We start from the raw sequence: 14,409 nt of genomic DNA on the forward strand, positions 1-14,409 counted from the left end.
GTGGATCCCGCCTCGTGGCTGTGCACGAACCCGTGGTTTGCGGGGCTGCCTGACCCCAACCTGTGGATGACTTACACCCTTGTAACTACTAGATGTTGGGGTTGACGTTATGCCGCCGCAGACGTCGATGCAAGTTCACCGGCGCGTCGGCGCGCCGTATTTTCTACCTCAACACGACCGGTACCGCGCCGGTCACGGGCAGCACCGAAACGTCTTGATCAACAATGTGTTTCAGCGCCCACGCGGAAGGATCAGAGTCTCATCGGCGTGGATGTCGTGCGGCTGGACGACGACGCTAGGCGCCGGGCCGGCGGGCGGATCGTCGGCCCGGGAGGCAGTGGTCCACAACACGGCGCTCGCGAGAGATCCGAGCAGGATGAAGAAGGTCAGCACGACGACGCGTCCCCGCCGGGTCAGCCGCAACGGGGCCGGCTGCCGGCGCACACCAGTGGTCACCACGGCATATTCCTCTCCTCGCATACGTCTCTCGGACATGCGTTCTATCGAACGCCCGTACGACGGTGTATCAGAACAGGCGTACGGAAGTCGAGCACTTTCGGGCGACACGCCGAGAGAAAGTCGTACAGATGTTTGAATATGTCGTACCGCGCAGTTACCGTTCTCGGTCAAGAGGGGTCAGCCGGGCACAAGTCCATCCCCACGGCGACTGCCCGGCTCCGCGAGCGCACCACGTGCCGACGAGGCACTGGCCGACAGGGAGGGCGGACGTGTCGACCGACGACCGGACGAGCCGGCAACACCAGAAGGATCTGCAGCCCGAGCCCGCCAACACCAAGGCGGCCATCCGCCGCCGCACGCCGTCCCGGGCCCGCGGCGGCGAGGCGCCCCAGCTGCGCGCCGTGACGCCGGTGGTCAGCCAGTTCCCCGACCTGGTCACCGCCGACCTGACCGCCCGCCAGCGCCGGATCCTCGAGTTCATCCGGGACTGGGTGGAGCGCTACGGCTACCCGCCGAGCGTGCGCGAGATCGGCGAGGCGGTCGGCCTCGTGTCGCCGTCGAGCGTGGCCTACCAGCTCAAGGAGCTGGAGAAGAAGGGCTTCCTGCGGCGTGACCCGAACCGGCCGCGCGCGGTCGACGTGCGGGCGCCCAGCGAGCTGGTCGACGACGAGGCGCTGCGCTCGGCCCGGCCGACCCCGGCCTACGTGCCACTGCTCGGCCGGATCGCCGCCGGCGGGCCGATCCTGGCCGAGCAGGCGGTGGAGGAGTTCTTCCCGCTGCCGCGCGAGCTGGTCGGCGAGGGCGACGTCTTCATGCTCGAGGTCAAGGGCGACTCGATGATCGACGCGGCGATCTGCAACGGCGACTGGGTGGTGGTCCGCCAGCAGCCGACGGCCAACGTCGGCGAGATAGTGGCGGCGATGATCGACGGCGAGGCGACCGTCAAGAGCTACCGGCAGCGGGACGGGCACGTGTGGCTGATGCCGGCCAACCCGGCCTTCGACCCGATCCCGGGCGACGACGCCACGATCATGGGCCGCGTGGTTGCCGTACTGCGCCGGGTCTGACGACCCGGCGCAGGCGGATCAGACTCCGTAAGGGGGACGGCCGTCGGGGCGCCCCGGCTGCCGGTTGCCGCCCTGCGGGCCGGTGAATCCGGACGGGCGCTGCGACCCACCGGCGGGCGGGCGGCCCATCGGCGGCGGCGGGGCGGGCGGAGCGCCGTAGACGCCACCGCCGGGACGGCCACCGCCGCCCTGACCCGGGCGACCCTGCTGGCCGCCACGGCCGGGCTGGGCACCGCCGGGGCGACCGGGCTGGGCACCTCCTGGACGACCGGGCTGCACCGGCGGCGGGCCGGCGGGGCGACCGCCGCCCTGGCCCGGGCGGCCGGCCGGCTGCGGGCCGGGTCGGGCCGGGGGCTGGCCCTGCGGCGGGCGGCCGCCGCCGTAGACGCCGCCCGACTGCGGCACCGACGGCTTGGCTCCGTACACCGGGCCGGACGGCGCACCGGCCGGTGCGCGGTTGCCGCCGTAGACGCCGGGGCGCTCGGCCGGTCCGCCGACCGACAGCAGCTCGGTCCGGGCGTCGATCGGCTTGGGTGCGTTCGGGTCGACGCTCTTGCCGGCGGCCGGCTCCGGCGGTGCCTTCTTGCGGGCCCGCATGATGCCGAAGATGCCCGCGCCGACCAGGATCGCGCCGAGCACGCCGACGCCGCCCACCAGGTAGGTGATGTCGGACAGGCTCAGATCCGCGTACCAGGAGCCGCCGCTCGCCGCGCCGTCCTCGTCGCCGCCCGCCTTCGCCTCGAGGACCTTCGTCGCCGGGGTGTAGCTCAGGATGTAGTTGGCGGCCTCGGCGTCCGCCGACGAGCCGACGTCGGAGACCGTGTAGAACTGCTTGCCGTCGGTGCTGTAGGTGATCGCCTCGCCGAACGGCTCGTTGGGCAGGCCGGTCTGGCGGGGCTTGTTCTTCAGGGCCGCCAGCACGTCGCCGTTCGACACGTCCCACTCGAAGGCGTCGAGGTAGGTGCGGAGCACCACCTTCGTCCCGCCCGGCGCGACGGCGCCGCCGGTGACGATGCCCTGCGCGAGGCGGGCGAGCGGGTTGCCCGGCGTCTCCGAGCGCGGCAGCGAGACCTCGCCGACCTTCCTGAGCGGCACGCCCTCCTCGTTGTTCGCCTTCAGCGCCGCCGTCGGCACGTAGATGCCGGCCGGCTTGCCGACCGTCTCCTTGGTCACGATGATCGGCGTGCCGTCGCCGTTGAGGAGCAGCGCCTCGGCGTCGTGGCTGTCGCCCTGCGGGTACGCCAGGCGGTGCAGCTTGGGCTTCTTGGAGCCGTCGGCCGGCATGCTCCAGAGGCCGACGGTCGAGCGCGGGTCGTCGGGGTTGTCCCGGACGTTGTTGTCGCCGATGTCGGCGATCCAGATCGTCTTGCCGTCCGGCGACAGCGCCATGTCCTCGGTGTCGAGGGGCCCGTTGCCGCTGTAGTCGACGCGCTTCTTGATCTCGCACTCGTCGTCGAGGAAGAAGACCTTCTTCTGGCTCTCCTGGTCCGCGCTGTCGTTGACGACCGCGTAGCCGTTCTTGACGGCGACCATCCCGGAGAGCTCGGGCAGGACCGAGTCGGTGACCTTACAAAGCTTCTTGCCGGCCGCTGCCTTCGCCGTGTCCGCCGCGGGGGCGGGTTCGGCTGAGGCGGGCACGGCCCCCAACATCACAAGCCCGGAGGCAAGGATGACCGGGAACACGAGACGCCGCATCCGATCAGTGTCGCATGCGGCGTCTCGTAACCGTGTTTCGCGTGGATCACCATGCTGGGGCCGTACAGAATCCGACAACCGGGCCGCTACATGCGAAAAGCCTCAAGATCCGCGGCCAGCTGCTCGCCGACCCGGACCCGCAACTCGGTGCCCTCCTCGGTGTGGCGGGTGTCCAGCACCTGCCCGGCGCGGTGGATCCGGGCCACCAGGTCGCCCCGGTCGTAAGGCAGCAGCACCCGCAGGTCGACCGCCGGGCGCGGCAGCCGCTCCGCGATGGCCGCGTGCAGCTCGGCGATGCCCAGGCCCGAGCGCGCCGACACGAACACCGCGTCCGGCCAGGCGCGCTTGAGCCGCAGGATGGTCTCCTCGTCGGCCGCGTCCATCTTGTTGACGACCAGCAGCTCGGGGATCCGGTCGGCACCGACGTCGCCGAGCACCTCCCGGACGGCCGTCACCTGACCCTCGGGGTCCGGGTGCGCGCCGTCGACCACGTGCACGACCAGGTCGGAGTAGGCCACCTCCTCCAGCGTCGAGCGGAACGCCTCGACGATGTGATGCGGCAGGTGCCGGACGAAGCCGACCGTGTCGGAGAGCGTGTACACCCGGCCGTCCTCGGCCGCCGTGCGGCGGGTGGTCGGATCCAGCGTGGCGAACAGCGCGTCCTCGACCAGCACGCCCGCCGAGGTGAGGCTGTTCAGCAGGCTGGACTTACCGGCGTTGGTGTAGCCGGCGATGGCGACCGCGGGCACGCCGCTGTTGGTGCGCTTGGAGCGCTTCGTCTGGCGTACCGTCCGCAGGGCCTTGATCTCGCGCTTGAGGCGCGAGATGCGGGTGTTGATCCGCCGCCGGTCGGTCTCGATCTTGGTTTCACCGGGACCGCGGGTGCCGACGCCGCCGCCGGAGCCGCCACCCGCGCCGCCGCCCTGACGGGACAGCGACTCACCCCAGCCGCGCAGGCGGGGCAGCAGGTACTGCAGCTGAGCCAGCTCGACCTGCGCCTTGCCTTCCTTGCTCTTCGCGTGCTGGGCGAAGATGTCCAGGATCAGCGCGGTGCGGTCGACGACCTTGACCTTGACCTGCTCCTCGAGCTTGCGCAGCTGCGAGGGCGACAGCTCGCCGTCGCAGATGACCGTGTCGGCGCCGGTGGCGACGACCACGTCACGCAGCTCGTCGACCTTGCCCCGGCCGATGAAGGTCGCCGAGTCGGGCCGGCTACGACGCTGGATGAGGCCCTCGAGGACCTCGGACCCGGCCGTCTCGGCCAGCGCGGCGAGCTCGGTGAGGGAGTTCTCCGCGTCGGCGATGGTGCCCTCGGTCCAGACGCCGACCAGCACGACGCGTTCGAGCCGCAGCTGCCGGTACTCGACCTCGGTGACATCCGTTAGCTCGGTGGAGAGACCGGCGACCCGACGCAGCGAGTGGCGCTCCTCGAGCTCCAGCTCACCGGTGGTGACGTCCGGTTCGAATACCTCAGTACGCAAAAGTGACCTCCTCCGCCCGATCGTGGCACGCCCGAGGTGCCGAGCGCATCCACATAACGGTGCGGGGCGTTGTCGCAGAGTGTCTGACCTACCTGCAACCACCGGATTGGTGTCCGGTATTCCCGAAGAGCAAGATTGCGGGTACGCACCCGCCAACGACGGAGGGAACACCGTGGTGACCACCCGCCTGCCCAGTGCAGGATTCTCGATCACGATCCGCATCGCCGTGACCGCCGACGCCTCCTCCATCGGCCGGCTCACCACCTGTGTCGGCGAGGCCGGTGCGATCGTGACGGCGCTCGACGTGGTGGACTCCGACCCCACCCACGTGCTCGTCGACCTCACCTGCGACACCGCCGACTCCGGCCACGCCGACCAGGTCGTCAAGCAGCTGGAGGCGCAGGACGGCGTCGACGTCCGCAAGGTGTCGGACCGCACGTTCCTCCTGCACCTCGGCGGCAAGATCGAGGTCAGCTCCAAGGTCGCCCTGCGCAACCGCGACGAGCTGTCCCGGGCGTACACGCCGGGGGTGGCGCGGGTCTGCATGGCCATCGCGGAGAATCCCGCCGACGCGCGCCGGCTCACCATCAAGCGCAACACGGTCGCCGTGGTCAGCGACGGCTCGGCGGTGCTCGGCCTGGGCAACATCGGCCCGGCTGCGGCGATGCCGGTGATGGAGGGCAAGGCCGCGCTCTTCAAGCGCTTCGGCGGGGTGGACGCCTGGCCGGTGGTGCTGGACACACAGGACACCGACGAGATCGTGGCGATCGTCAAGGCGATCGCGCCGGCGTACGGCGGCATCAACCTGGAGGACATCGCGGCGCCGCGGTGCTTCGAGATCGAGATGCGGCTGCGCGAGCTGCTCGACATCCCGGTCTTCCACGACGATCAGCACGGCACCGCGATCTGCGTGCTGGCCGCGCTGACCAACGCGCTGCGGGTGGTGGGCAAGAACCTGGCCGACGTCCGGGTCGTGGTCTCCGGCGCCGGCGCGGCGGGCACCGCGATCATGAAGCTGCTGCTGCGCCAGGGCGTCGGCGACATCATCGCGTACGACCGCAGGGGCGCCCTGCACCGCGGCATGGACGACCTCACCCCGACCTGGCAGTGGCTCGCGGAGCACACCAACCGCGGCAACTACTCCGGCGACCTGGCCGGCGCGATCGTCGGCGCGGACGTGTTCATCGGCGTGAGCGCGCCGAACCTGCTGACCGGCGACGACATCGCCAGGATGGCGGAGAAGTCGATCGTCTTCGCGCTGGCGAACCCGGACCCCGAGGTGGACCCGCGTGCGGCGCGGCAGCACGCGGCCGTGGTCGCCACCGGCCGCTCGGACCAGCCCAACCAGATCAACAACGTGCTGGCCTTCCCCGGCGTCTTCCGCGGCATGCTCGACGTCAGCGCCCAGGAGTTCACCGAGGAGATGGCCCTGGCCGCGGCGATGGCGATCGCGAACGTCGTCGGCGAGGACAAGCTCAACCCGACGGTCATCGTGCCCAGCGTCTTCGACCCGCGGGTGACCCCGGCGGTGGCCGCGGCGATCCGTCAGGTGGTCAAGGGCGCACCGGCTCAGCCGAGCCCGGCGGCCATGCCCGACGCGGAACTGGACGGGGCGCCCGACGGAACGTTCTGACGGGCTGCCGCCCAGCCGGTCAGCTCGCCGGTCCGGTCCGAGATGACGCCGGCCACGCCGACGTCGACCAGGGCCGGCCAGAGCGCGATGTCGTTGGCCGTCCACGGCATCACCGCGACCCCGGCGCCGGCCAGGTCGGCGACGGTGCCGGGTTCGGTCAGCACCGCGTCCGTCGACGGGTTGCAGTAGCTGAGGCCGAGCTCCCGGGCGACCGTCACCTGACCGGCGTCGAAGCCGTCGCGCAGCAGGCCGCGCCGGACCTCCGGGGCGGCCTCCGCCACCAGCGCGACGATGGCCGGATCGAAGCTCTGCACGACGGTGCGGCCCAGCAGGCCGGCGTCGGCCACCTGGCCGATGATGTTCTTCACCTGCTCAAGGGTGGCCGGCGGCTTGATCTCCAGCAGCAGCTCGACGCCGGGCCCGCCGGCGGGCAGGGCGTGCGGGCGCAGCACGCCGAGGACCTCGGTCAGGCGGGGTATCCGCGTGCCCGCGTAGGCCGGGGAGAACCAGGAGCCCGCGTCCAGCGCGGAGACCTCGTCGAGGGTCAGCTCCCAGACCTTTCCGGTCCCGTCGGTGGTGCGGTCGACCGTCCGGTCGTGGATCACCACTGGCACGCCGTCGGCGGTGGTCCGCACGTCGAACTCGACGAACGTGGCGCCGGCGAGAACCGCGGCGGCGAGCGCGGGCAGGGTGTTCTCGGGCGCGACGGCGGAGTAACCGCGGTGTGCCACCCGGTGCAGGGTGGTCATCGGACCAACGCCGCCGGGTCGACCTCACCGGTCGCCACCAGCACCGCCGGCCCCGCCAGCCACCACGACGAGCCGTCGTAGGTGACCGTCAGCCGGCCGCCGGGCAGGTCGACGGCGACCACCCCGGCGCGCAGCCCGGCGTCGCGCAGGGCGACCGCGCCGACCGCGAGCGCGCCCGAGCCGCAGGACAGCGTCTCGGCCGAGCCGCGCTCGTAGACCCGCATCCGCATGTGCATGTCGGCGCCCTCGACCGGGTCACCCACAGTGGTGAATTCGACGTTCACTCCCCCGGGGAAGAGTGCCGGGTCGTAGCCGGGCATCGCGTGCAGGTCCAGGGAGTCGAGCGGCAGGCCGTCGTGCACGCCGCAGACCAGGTGCGGGTTGCCGCAGTCCACCGCGACGCCCGGGAAGGTGAGCTGGCCGACGGTGGCGGTGCTCGCCGCGTACACCTCGGGGGCGCGCATCCGCACCGAGATGATCGGGTCGCCGACCCGCGCGCGCACGACGCCGGCCCGGGTCGCGACCGGCAGGTCCTCGCCGCCGGGGTCGGCCAGGCCGTTGGCAACCAGGTAGCGGGCGAAGACCCGGACGCCGTTGCCGCACATCTCGGCGAACGAGCCGTCCGCGTTCCAGTAGTCCATGAACCACTCGGCGTCGCCCGCGTGGCCGGCGCCGTCGGGATGCTTGGCGCTGCGGACCACGCGCAGCACGCCGTCCGCGCCGATGCCGCGGTGCCGGTCGCAGAGCGCCGCGACCAGCGCGGGGGTCAGCTCCAGCGCCCCGTCGGGGTCGCCGAGGATGACGAAGTCGTTGCCGGTGCCGTGGCCCTTGGTGAACAACACGCGTTCCATCATCGCGCAGCCGCCGCGCAGGCCGCCAACGCCTCCTCCGTAAGGGCGGCCGACGCGCCGTCGAGCCAGGTGATCCGCGGGTCGCGGCGGAACCAGGAGCGCTGCCGGCGCAAGAAGCGGCGGGTCGCCCGCACGGTCTCGTCCTTGGCCTGCTCCTCGGTCAGCTCGCCGTCGAGCTGGGCCAGCGCCTGCTGGTAGCCCAGCGCCCGGCTCGCCGTGCGGCCCTCCCGCAGGCCGTCCAGCCCGCGCACCTCGTCGAGCAGGCCCGCGGCCCACATCAGGTCCACCCGGTCGGCGATCCGAGCGTCCAGCGCGGCGGTCTCGCGGTCGACGCCGAGATGCACCGACTCGTAGTACGGGGTCGGCGCGGGCAGGGCGGCGGTGAAGGGCTCGCCGGTCAGCTCGATCACCTCGAGCGCCCGGACGATCCGTCGCCCGTTCGACGGAAGGATCTTCGCGGCGGCGCTCGCGTCGAGCGCCGCCAGCCGGGCGTGCAGCGGCGCCGGGCCCGCCGCGGCGAGCTCCAGCTCCAGCCGCTCCCGAATGGCGGGATCCGTGCCGGGAAATTCGAACTCCTCGAGAACCGCCCGGACGTAGAGCCCGGAACCGCCCACGAGCAGCGGAACCCGGCCCCGGGACACGATGTCGTCGACCGCGGCCCGGGCCAGCTCCTGGTACTCCTTCGCGCTCGCCGGTCGCGTCACGTCCCAGACGTCCAGGACGTGGTGCGGCACGCCTTCCCGCTCGTCCGGGGTGAGCTTGGCCGTTCCGATGTCCATACCCCGGTAGAGCTGCATGGAGTCGGCGTTGACGACCTCGCCGCCGAGGGCCCGCGCGAGCGCGATGCTGAGGGCGGATTTCCCGGCGGCGGTGGGCCCGACGACCGCGATGACTCCGGGAGATGGGAGCAAAGGCACGGAGCCACCGTAACGGGCTGGTCACGGTCATCGGCGGGCGCTTCCCCGGAACCGGGTTGGACCTGTGACAATGCGCGAGAAAGAATGCCGATGGAAGAATGGCATTCGACTGCGCTATGGCGGTGGTCGCGGGCAGCGAGGCCTGTGCCGCCGGGAGAACGAGGGTGGGCTCATGAACGACTGGACGGCCTTCGGGCGCGTGGATGCCGACGGCACCGTGTATGTGAAGACGGCCGAGGGCGACCGCGTGGTCGGCTCGTGGCAGGCGGGCACGCCCGAGGAGGGCCTGGCCCACTTCGCCCGGCGCTTCGCGGACCTGGTGACCGAGGTCGACCTCATCGAGGCCCGCCTCAAGTCCGGCGCCGCCGACGCCGCGCACTCGCTGACCAGCGTCAAGCGGATCCGCGCGAGCCTCGACGAGGCACACGTGGTCGGCGACATCGACGGGCTCGCCGCCCGCCTCGACCGGCTGACCACGGTCGCCGACGAGAAGGCCGGCGAGGCGAGGGCTGCCCGCGAGGCGGCCCGCGGCGAGGCGCTGGCCCGCAAGACGGCGCTGGTCGAGGAGGCGGAGACGATCGCCGCCGAGTCGACGGGCTGGAAGAGCGCGGGCGACCGGCTCAAGGAGATCCTCGACGAGTGGAAGACGATCCGCGGCGTCGACAAGAAGACCGACGGCGAGCTGTGGAAGCGGTTCGCGGCCGCCCGGGACGGCTTCACCCGCCGCCGCGGCGCACACTTCGCCACCCTTGACGGGCAGCGCAAGCAGGCGCAGACGGCCAAGGAGGAGCTGGTCAAGGAGGCCGAGGGCCTGGCGGACTCGACCGAGTGGTCGTCGACGGCCAACCGGCTCAAGGACCTGATGAACGAGTGGAAGGCCGCACCGCGGGCGGCCAAGGAGGCCGAGCAGCGCCTCTGGGAACGCTTCCGGGCGGCCCAGGACGCGTTCTTCACCCGCCGCAGCGAGGTCTTCTCGGCCCGCGACGCGGAGTACAAGGGCAACCTCGACCGCAAGCAGGCGATCCTCACCGAGATCGAGGCGCTCGACGTCGACGCCGACCCGCGCGGCGCGCAGAACAAGCTGCGCGACGCGCAGGCCGCCTGGCACGACGCGGGCCGGGTGCCGCGCGAGGCGACGGCGAGCCTGGACCGCCGCTGGCGGGCCGCCGAGGAGCGGATCCGGGTGGCGATGGACTCGGCGTGGCGCAAGACCACGCCGCAGGACAACCCGCTGCTGCGCCAGATGCGCGAGCAGGTCGCCGAGGCCGAGCAGCGGCTGGCCCGGGCCCAGGCGGCGGGCGACGCCCGCCGCATCAAGGAAGCGGAGCTGGCACTCTCCAGCAAGCGTCAGTTCCTTGCTTTGGCCGAACAGGCGAATTGATCGATTAGATCGGCAGCGGCGGTGGGCTCCGGCCCGCCGCCGCTCCGGCTTTTAAGATCAAAATCTGTTTCCCTTACGCGCACAGCGGCGCCGCCGCCGGCAGGGCGCCGTGGCGACGGGGTCACCCCAGCGCGGCCAGCTCTCCGGCGTTCGCGTTGCCGCCCGTGCAGACCACCGCGACCCGCTTGCCGGCGAACTCCTCCGGCCGGCTCAACACGCCCGCCAGCGCCGCGGCGCCGGCACCCTCGGCGAGGGTGTGCGCCCGGCTCGCCATCAGCCGCTGCGCCTCGGTGATCACGTCGTCGGTCACCAGCAGGAAGTCGCTGAGGCCGTCGCGCATCAGGCGCTGCGGCAGGTCGAAGCCGCGGCCCGTGGCCAGGCCGTCGACGCGGGTGCGGTTCGGGCGCTTGACCAGCTCGCCCGCCTGCCAGGAGTCGTAGGCGGCCCGGGACGCGTCCGACTGGACGCCGATGACGCGGCAGGTCGGGGCGAGCTTTCGGGCCACGACGGCCGCCGCGGCCGCGCCGGTGCCGCTGCCGATCGGTACCAGGATGGCGTCCAGGTCCGGCTCGGCCTCGAGGATCTCGACGTACAGCGTGCCGACCCCGGCCAGCAGTTCCGGGGTGTCGCCCGGGCTGATCAGCCGCGCGCCGGTGTCCCGCGCCAGGTCCTCGGCGTGCCGCTGCGCCGTCTCGAGATCGGGGCCGTGCAGGATCACCTCGGCGCCCAGCGCCGACGCCGCGTCTGCCTTCGCCGGGCTGGCCGACTCCGGCATCACCACCCGGCAGGGTGCGCCGTGGATCGCGCTCGCGTAGGCGATCGACTGTGCGTGGTTGCCGGTCGAGTAGCTGACCGTGCCCCGGGCCCGCTCCGCCGGCGACATCGCCGCGAGGAGGGTGAGCCCGCCGCGCACCTTGAACGCGCCGACCGGCTGGACGTTCTCGTGCTTGACGAACACCGTCGCGCCGGCGGCCGCGTCCAGCAGCGGGTACGACCACATCGGGGTCGGCGGCAGGTACCGGTGGACGATGTCCCGGGCGGCGGCCACGTCGGCGAAGCTGAGGTCCATGCCGCCATCATCCCCGGCGCGGCCCGGGGCGTCCGTTGCCAATCCCGAGGCACTGGACCCCGTCGCCAGGGTGCCCTGCTGGGGGCGGTGCGGCTGTGCGCGTACGGGAAAAGAATTTTGATCTTCAGAGGCCGCTGAGGCTGAGGGCGCCGACGTTCTTGGACTGCTTCGCCTGGTACATGGCCAGGTCGGCGCGGTTGAGCAGGTCGTCGACGGAGGCGTCCCGGTCCGCGAAGGCCACGCCGACGCTCATGCCGATGCGGACGCTCTCCCCGCCGGCGGTGAGCGGCCGCGAGACCATCTCGCTGATCCGGGCGCACGCGGCCGCGACCGCCACGCGCGGGTGGGCGTCGCGCAACACCACGACGAACTCGTCGCCGCCGAAGCGGCTCACCAGGTCCTGCTCGCGGACGCAGCCGCGCAACCGCGCGGCGACCGCGATCAGCAACTCGTCGCCGGCCGCGTGGCCGAGCCGGTCGTTGACCGGCTTGAAGCCGTCGAGGTCGCAGAAGAGCACGGCGACGCCCGGCCGTTCCAGCTCGGCCGCGAGCCGTTCGAGACACCCGGCCCGGTTCGGCAGCCCGGTGAGCGGGTCGCGGTTGACCATCCGCAGCAGCGCCCGTTCCGCCCGGCGGCGCTGGTTGGCGAGCCGGGCCACCCGGACCATGACCAGCGGGATCACCACGGCCGAGCCGAGCGCGACGAGGAGCCCGTCGGTCGGCAGCTTGAAGACGGCCCGGCCGCCGCCGACGATCGGGATCAGCGCGGTCATGATGCCGAGGAACGTCAGCCGGCCCGCCGTCAGGTCGTCCTTGGGCTCCGGTCCGGTGCGGGTGGCGTCCGCCGCCGAGGGATGCAGCGCCGCGCAGCCGAGGAACGTGTACCCGGCCATGAAGATCATGGTGGTCCAGTCGGGGCGGGTGCCCGTCGCCGGGTCGATGGCGAAGGCCGCCGCGAGGTTGCCGGCGAGCCCCGTTCCCATGCTGATCGTCATCAGCCACAGGGCGGGAACCTGCCGCCCGGAGACCGTCGACACCCGCAGCAGGGCACCCAGCGAGCCCGCCATGACCAGGACGTTGACGAAGAGGGCGGCCTGGCGCGACATCGGGGTGTCGGCGGCGGTGAGCTGAGGAAGCACGAACGAGTCCCACAGGAGCCCGCCGAGGGCGAACGCGGTGATCCCGGAGTCGATGAGGCCGCCGATGTCGCGGCGGCCCCGGCGCAGCACCACCGACATCGCCCCGGCGAGCATGAGCAGGTTCGCCAGGTTGTACAGCAGGTCGGCGAGCGTGCCGTCGCCGGTCGCCCGCCCCTGTACGTAGAAGTACCAGAGCCAGGCGAGGTTGCCGAGGTTGAAGACCACCAGCCCGGCCAGCACCGGCCACCATGGAGCGCGCGCGGCGGCCGGGCTGCGCCGCATGCCGCCGATCACGGCGGGAATGGCGGCGAACGTGACGATCAGGAACGGGATCGTCCGCAGCTCAGCAGGGAACGCCAGGTACCCCGCCACCAGGGCGAAGGAGAACGCGGCATACCAACGCATGCTCCCCCGGATCGGCACGGTCCGCCGATACGTGAGACCTTTACCAGTAGGTGGGACGCCTACAGGGCGCAGCCGCCGGCCGCGGCCGGCAGGGGTGCCGGCACGCCGACGCTCGGCAGGCCCAGCGAGACGCCGGCCGTGCGCGGTGCCCGGCCCGCCTCGTGCGCGTCGCCGGCCCGGGTGCGGCGGTGCGCCAGCGGCGCGCCGTCGGCGTTCAGGTGGTGCGGTGCCGCGTACGTGATCTCGGTGTGCACGATGTCGCCCGGCCGGACGCCGGTCAGCTCCCCGGTCGCGAAGTGCACCAGCCGCCCGTCCCGAGCCCGGCCGCTCATCCGGCCCGTACGCTCGTCCTTGCGGCCCTCGCCGGTCGCGACCAGGACCTCGACACCCCGGCCGACCTGCTTCTTGTTCTCCGCCCAGGTGATGTCCTCGAGCGTGGCGATCAGCCGCTCGTAGCGTTCCTGCACGACCTGCTTGGGCAGCTGCTCGTCCATCGTCGCGGCCGGGGTGCCCGGGCGCTTGGAGTACTGGAACGTGAAGGCGCTGGAGAAGCGGGCCTGCCGGACCACGTCCAGGGTGCGCTCGAAGTCGTCCTCGGTCTCGCCCGGGAAGCCCACGATGATGTCCGTGGTGATCGCCGCGTCCGGCATGGCGGCGCGGACCTTGTCGATGATTCCCAGGTATTTCTCCGAGCGGTAGCTGCGGCGCATCGCCCGCAGCACCCGGTCGGAGCCGGACTGCAGCGGCATGTGCAGCGAGTGGCACACGTTCGGCGTCTCGGCCATCGCGGCGATCACGTCGTCGGTGAAGTCCTTCGGGTGCGGGCTGGTGAAGCGGACCCGCTCCAGGCCGGCGACGTCGCCGCAGGCGCGCAGCAGCTTGCCGAACGCGAGCCGGTCGCCGAACTCGGCGCCGTAGGAGTTGACGTTCTGGCCCAGCAGGGTGACCTCGAGCACGCCCTCGGCGACCAGCGCCTCGACCTCGGCGAGCACGTCGCCCGGCCGGCGGTCCTTCTCCTTGCCGCGCAGCGACGGCACGATGCAGAACGTGCACGTGTTGTTGCAGCCCACCGAGATCGACACCCAGCCGGCGTAGGTCGACTCGCGGCGGGTCGGCAGGGTCGACGGGAAGACCTCGAGCGACTCGAGGATCTCGACCTCGGCCTCCTGGTTGTGCCGGGCGCGCTCCAGCAGCGCCGGCAGCGAGCCGATGTTGTGTGTGCCGAAGACCACGTCGACCCAGGGCGCGCGCTTGACGATGTCGCCGCGGTCCTTCTGCGCCAGGCAGCCGCCGACCGCGATCTGCATGCCGGGGTTCCGGAGCTTGGTGGGGCGCAGGTGGCCGAGGTTGCCGTACAGGCGGTTGTCGGCGTTCTCCCGGACCGCGCAGGTGTTGAACACGACAACGTCCGCGTCGGCCGCGTCGGCCGCGCGGACGTATCCGGCGCCCTCCATCAGGCCGGAGATGCGCTCGCTGTCGTGCACGTTCATCTGGCAGCCGTAGGTGCGCACGTCGTACGTGCGCGCGGCGCCTGCCTCAGGATTCTCGGTAGTCATGGCAGTTG

At 72.2% G+C, this 14,409-nt stretch carries 12 protein-coding genes; 3 read left to right on the top strand and 9 right to left on the bottom strand.

Translation table 11 applies throughout. The features are described from left to right. Positions 1-231 precede the first annotated feature (231 nt). Positions 232-459 (bottom strand): hypothetical protein, encoded by a 228-nt coding sequence (locus ACIBSW_RS00910; protein ID WP_354723656.1) that lies wholly within the window; start codon positions 457-459, stop codon positions 232-234. A 269-nt stretch (positions 460-728) separates the two neighbouring features. On the opposite strand from ACIBSW_RS00910, the gene lexA reads away from it, so the two are divergent. Beyond that, positions 729-1,526 carry a transcriptional repressor LexA gene (lexA, locus tag ACIBSW_RS00915; protein ID WP_404799184.1) on the top strand — a complete coding sequence of 266 codons (798 nt, stop codon included), beginning with the start codon at positions 729-731 and terminating at the stop codon, positions 1,524-1,526. Between the two features lie 18 nt (positions 1,527-1,544). Here the strand turns inward: lexA and ACIBSW_RS00920 are convergent, their stop codons facing one another. Both ACIBSW_RS00920 and hflX read right to left on the bottom strand, forming a co-directional pair. Beyond that, positions 1,545-3,164, bottom strand: a complete 1,620-nt coding sequence (locus ACIBSW_RS00920; protein ID WP_354723654.1) for a hypothetical protein — start codon at positions 3,162-3,164, stop codon at positions 1,545-1,547. Positions 3,165-3,307: 143 nt separating this feature from the next. Then, entirely contained in the window at positions 3,308-4,702 is a 1,395-nt protein-coding gene (hflX, locus tag ACIBSW_RS00925) for a GTPase HflX (protein ID WP_354723652.1), read from the bottom strand. 172 nt (positions 4,703-4,874) lie between these two features. Between hflX and ACIBSW_RS00930 the strand changes: the two genes are divergently transcribed. Next, on the top strand, positions 4,875-6,335 hold the full coding sequence (locus tag ACIBSW_RS00930) for an NAD-dependent malic enzyme (protein ID WP_354723650.1): 1,461 nt from the start codon (positions 4,875-4,877) through the stop codon (positions 6,333-6,335). On the opposite strand, the gene ACIBSW_RS00935 is transcribed toward ACIBSW_RS00930, so the two are convergent. From ACIBSW_RS00935 to miaA, 3 genes are read right to left on the bottom strand one after another with little or no spacing between them, the layout of a single operon-like run. Continuing rightward, the gene (locus ACIBSW_RS00935) at positions 6,272-7,084 is read right to left on the bottom strand and encodes a glycerophosphodiester phosphodiesterase family protein (RefSeq protein WP_354723648.1); all 813 of its coding nucleotides are present in this window, start codon (positions 7,082-7,084) and stop codon (positions 6,272-6,274) included. The two genes, ACIBSW_RS00930 and ACIBSW_RS00935, sit on opposite strands and share 64 nt — an antisense overlap. Continuing rightward, complete coding sequence (gene dapF, locus ACIBSW_RS00940; RefSeq protein ID WP_404799185.1) at positions 7,081-7,935, bottom strand: diaminopimelate epimerase; 855 nt, start codon at positions 7,933-7,935, stop codon at positions 7,081-7,083. Before dapF ends, ACIBSW_RS00935 begins: the two co-directional genes overlap by 4 nt. Next, a complete protein-coding gene (gene miaA, locus ACIBSW_RS00945) occupies positions 7,935-8,852 on the bottom strand; it encodes a tRNA (adenosine(37)-N6)-dimethylallyltransferase MiaA (protein ID WP_354723644.1) in 918 nt (305 codons plus the stop codon). The genes dapF and miaA overlap by 1 nt, the downstream gene beginning before the upstream one ends. 172 nt (positions 8,853-9,024) lie before the next feature. Between miaA and ACIBSW_RS00950 the strand changes: the two genes are divergently transcribed. Beyond that, on the top strand, positions 9,025-10,233 hold the full coding sequence (locus ACIBSW_RS00950; RefSeq protein WP_354723642.1) for a DUF349 domain-containing protein: 1,209 nt from the start codon (positions 9,025-9,027) through the stop codon (positions 10,231-10,233). A 121-nt stretch (positions 10,234-10,354) separates the two neighbouring features. Here the strand turns inward: ACIBSW_RS00950 and ACIBSW_RS00955 are convergent, their stop codons facing one another. The 3 genes from ACIBSW_RS00955 to miaB form a co-directional block, all read right to left on the bottom strand. Then, entirely contained in the window at positions 10,355-11,302 is a 948-nt protein-coding gene (locus tag ACIBSW_RS00955) for a pyridoxal-phosphate dependent enzyme (RefSeq protein WP_354723640.1), read from the bottom strand. Between the two features lie 124 nt (positions 11,303-11,426). Beyond that, positions 11,427-12,845: a GGDEF domain-containing protein gene (locus ACIBSW_RS00960; RefSeq protein ID WP_354723638.1), complete on the bottom strand. Its 1,419-nt coding sequence runs from the start codon at positions 12,843-12,845 to the stop codon at positions 11,427-11,429. 59 nt (positions 12,846-12,904) lie between these two features. Next, on the bottom strand, positions 12,905-14,401 hold the full coding sequence (gene miaB, locus ACIBSW_RS00965; RefSeq protein WP_354723636.1) for a tRNA (N6-isopentenyl adenosine(37)-C2)-methylthiotransferase MiaB: 1,497 nt from the start codon (positions 14,399-14,401) through the stop codon (positions 12,905-12,907). Positions 14,402-14,409 lie beyond the last annotated feature (8 nt).

It is taken from the genome of Actinoplanes sp. NPDC049668 (genome assembly GCF_044465445.1).
Lineage (GTDB): Bacteria > Actinomycetota > Actinomycetes > Mycobacteriales > Micromonosporaceae > Actinoplanes.